We start from the raw sequence: 3,708 nt of genomic DNA, 5'->3' as shown, positions 1-3,708 counted from the left end.
TTCGACATGGTTTTTCCGCACTGTTCATCCGTGACGCATGAATCACCGCGGACGGACGGACGGACGGACGGCGGTAGAATACTGACGTGTGGCGGTCTGCGAACGGCGGAACCCGGTGAACGGCGGCGGCCGGTGAACCGGGCGGTCGAGGAGAACAACCGCCGGCTGTTGCGGGCCCGGGACACCATGGACCGCGACTACGCGAAACCGCTCGACATCCCCACCCTGGCGGGGATCGCGTTCGTCTCGCCGGCGCATTTCATCCGGGCGTTTCGGAGCACCTTCGGGGAGACGCCGCACCGCTACCTGCAACGGCGCCGGGTCGAGCGGGCGATGGCGCTGCTGCGGGAGACCGACCGCGGCGTGACCGACATCTGTCTCGACGTCGGCTTCACCAGCCTCGGCACCTTCAGCCGGACGTTCCACGCCGTCGTCGGCGAGTCACCGTCGGCGTACCGGCGGCGGACGAGGGCGGCGCCGGCCCCGCCAGCGGTACCGACCTGTTTCGGAATGGCGTGGCTGCGGCCGAGCAGCCTCGGGGAACGACCGAGCGGTGGGGAACGACCGAGCAGTTTCGGAGAAGCGGGCCGGGGCGAAGCTCCGTAGCGTTGCCGGCATGTTCAACGCCATCACACACTCGTCCGTCTACGTCCTCGACCAGGACCAGGCCGTGGACTTCTACGTCGGCAAGCTCGGACTGGAGATCACCGCCGATGTGGATCTCGGTTTCATGCGCTGGCTGACGGTCAGCGTCCCGGGCCACCCCGAGCGCGAGATCCTGCTGGAGAAGCCCGGCCCGCCGGCCATGAGCGAGCAGACCGCCGCCCAGGTCCGCGAGCTGGTGACCAAGGGCGCGATGGGCCTCGGTTTCATCCTGCGTACCGACGACTGTCGCAGGACCTACGAGGAGCTCAGGGCCCGCGGCGTCGAGTTCACCCAGGAGCCGACCGAGCAGCCCTACGGCATCGACTGCGGGCTGCGCGACCCCTTCGGCAACCACATCCGCATCGGGCAGCCGGCCGCCCAGCCCAGCGAGATCACCGACGAGGTACGCGAGCGCTGGCTGGCGGAGACGCCGGCGGACCGCTGACACCGGATGTGACGCCAAGGGAGATCTCGCCGCGGTTACGCGGCCCGTAAGAGATCTTGTCGCGGCTGCGCGGACCGTGGGAGAGCAGGGTCACCGGGGCTCCGAGCGCCTCCCCTACCAGCCCGGGCCAGGCGGCGGCGTCCGGGACGGGCTCGAGGACGGGCCGCGCCCGCGCCAGCCGGCTGGTCAGCCGCGCCTGGCCCACCAGGTCGCCGGGCGGTCGCGGCGCCAGCCGGGTGACCGGCACACCGTCGATCTCGTAGGCACGGCAGACGGCCAGACGCCGCCGGGCGGCCGCACCGAGACGGGCGACCGCGTCGAGGCGCGCGGCCCGGTCGAGTCGGGCGGTCATGTCGATGTGCGCGGCCGAGCCGACATACACGGCCGGGCCGACGTGCGCGGCCGGGCCGAGACGGGCGGCCGAGTCGAGGTGGGTCAGCGCGATCGCGTCCACTCCGCCGATGACGTCGACGGCGTACCGGTGGGCCACCGCGTCGAAGTGGCCTACCCGGAAGGCGCCCTGCCAGGGGCCGGTGCCGTTGTGGACGTCGGGCAGCGCGGCGGTCAGCTCCGCGTCCTCGGTGACCAGGGGGCCGGCGCCGTGCCGGGTGGTGTAGGCGCGCACCACCCCCAGCCGCAGCGCCTCCCCCGCCATCCCGGCGTCCGCGAGCAGCTTGTCCGCGTTCGCGGGGGTGGTCGTCGACCAGGTGGTGTAGGGGTGGAAGCCGTGCCACTCGTCGAGGAGCACGCCCTGGGCGCCCTCGAACACCACCGGCCCGCCGCGCAGCAGCCGGCCGACGTACCCGTCGTCCACGAGTTCGACGGCGTCGGCGAAGGCGCGGAAGGCCGCCACGCAGTCGTCGACCGCGGGCGCGGCCACGGCCGGCGGGCCCAGCTCGTCGGCCAGCCGGTCACGCAACGTGGTCAGGACGCGGCGCAGCCGGGCGGGGGCGAGGCAGTCCCCGGCCCGGGGGCTGTCCTCGGGGTGGGCCAGGGCGTAGGCGGCGGTCTCGCCGATGCCCATGCCGCACGAGCCGTGCCGGGCCGGCACCCGGGCCCGCTCGCGCGCCCGGTTCGCCGCCACGTGGTACGGGGTGGTGAGCAGGGCATCCCGGTGGACGGTCAGCCGGGCGAGCGGGCCGGGCACCCCGGCCGCCTCCAGATGGTCGGCCTCGGCGGCCAGCGCGAGCGGGTCGACGAGCATGTGGCGGGAGAGGTGGGTGGCGGTGCCCGCGGTGAACGCCCCCGAGCCGATCTGCGCGAAGGTGTGGTGCCGGCCGTCATCGGTGACCACGTTGTGGGCGGCCTGGGCACCGCCGTTGAAACGGATCACCGCGCGCACCGGCCGGCCCCGCGCGGCCGCCCGCGCGCACAGGTGGTCGACGACCGTCCCCTTGCCCGCGTCACCGAACCCGAGGTCGACGACGATGACATGGCCGGGGACACGGCCGGGGACATGACCGGGCGGGACGTGACGGTGTGACACGACGGGCCTTCCTCCCTCCAGCTGGCCGCTGGCCGGCGTCCTACAGCCGGGTGATCCCCTTCGGGCCGTCGTCGGGGCCTGGCAGACTGTCGGAGACGACCACCGCCCCGCGGTCCCGCGCGTACGCGGCGAGCGCCTTGCCGACGGCGTCGACCGGTGCGTCGCCGCCGGTCTCGTTCAGGTGCCCCAGGCCCTCGTCCAGGTCGATGGCGTCCTCGGCCAGGCCGATGGTGAGCGCGATCGTCTCGCACACGGCGTCGAGATCGTCCAGTTCGATGACGTTCTGTCCGAGCAGGGCGCGCCAGGCGGCGAGCACCTCGCTGTCCCCGGCGTGCGAGGCCCCCTGCGGGAGGATGTAGTACACCTCGTACCTGCGCTGCGCTTCGGCGACGATGTGCTCGACCGGGATGTCCTCGGCCAGCTTGTCGCCGATGACCGCGGCGACCTCCTTCCGCTTGACCCGCCGGTAGGGCATCTCGTCCCCGATGAGGAAGAGATAGCCGCGTTTGCCGCGCTTTTCGTAGCAGTCGGTCGAGGTGTGGCGGGCCATGAAGTACAGGGCCAGTTCGTAGGATTCCGTTTTCTGCCCGCCGCCACCGCCTTCGATGAAGATGTTGCCGAGATGGTCGTCCATCCGGTTGTCGGACTCGAACTGGCCGATCTGCAGGGGCACCCGGTCGCAGGTGGCGTCGCCGACCGCGCCGAAGAGAATCTGCGGGTCGTCGACGTATCCCTTGCGGATGAGCAGGCCGAGCAGGTCGGGCAGCTTGGTCTGCAGGGTGCGCGGCACCTGCCCCATCGACCCGGTCACGTCGAACAGGACGCCGATGGCCAGCGAGGTCGGGTGCTCGTCGCTGTCGCGGCTCTCGCGCGTCCCGACGCCGTGCGGGTCGAGGCCGGGGTGGGCTTTCCAGCTGTCGCGCGGGCTGCCGCTACGGACGCTGTCGCTGTAGTGGAACGCGCCGCGTCCGCTGCGCTTCCGGTAGCTCGCGGCCGCGGCGTAGACGTCGGTGGACCAGGCTCCGCTGCCCATGGGATTCCTCCGGTAGAAACGAAAAACAACGAGGACAGAAACAAGGACAAAAAAAACGAGGACGAGAACGAGAACAAGAACGGGCGAGAACAAGGACGA

At 71.9% G+C, this 3,708-nt stretch carries 4 protein-coding genes; 2 read left to right on the top strand and 2 right to left on the bottom strand.

Translation table 11 applies throughout. The features are described 5' to 3' along the window. Positions 1-132 precede the first annotated feature (132 nt). Together AC5LSR_RS22885 and AC5LSR_RS22880 are read left to right on the top strand one after the other, a co-directional pair. Positions 133-606 (top strand): helix-turn-helix domain-containing protein, encoded by a 474-nt coding sequence (locus AC5LSR_RS22885; RefSeq protein ID WP_250284045.1) that lies wholly within the window; start codon positions 133-135, stop codon positions 604-606. Further along, positions 554-1,090, top strand: coding sequence for a VOC family protein (locus tag AC5LSR_RS22880; RefSeq protein WP_493468997.1), 537 nt, complete (start codon positions 554-556; stop codon positions 1,088-1,090). The genes AC5LSR_RS22885 and AC5LSR_RS22880 overlap by 53 nt, the downstream gene beginning before the upstream one ends. On the opposite strand, the gene AC5LSR_RS22875 is transcribed toward AC5LSR_RS22880, so the two are convergent. Both AC5LSR_RS22875 and AC5LSR_RS22870 read right to left on the bottom strand, forming a co-directional pair. Continuing rightward, positions 1,038-2,576 (bottom strand): adenylosuccinate synthetase, encoded by a 1,539-nt coding sequence (locus AC5LSR_RS22875; RefSeq protein ID WP_493468996.1) that lies wholly within the window; start codon positions 2,574-2,576, stop codon positions 1,038-1,040. The two genes, AC5LSR_RS22880 and AC5LSR_RS22875, sit on opposite strands and share 53 nt — an antisense overlap. Positions 2,577-2,616: 40 nt before the next feature. After that, on the bottom strand, positions 2,617-3,708 hold a 1,092-nt coding region (locus tag AC5LSR_RS22870; RefSeq protein WP_493468995.1), incomplete at its 5' end, for a hypothetical protein.

This window comes from Protofrankia sp. CiP1_Cm_nod4 (genome assembly GCF_982290645.1).
This window is presented reverse-complemented; position numbering and strand designations above follow the sequence as displayed.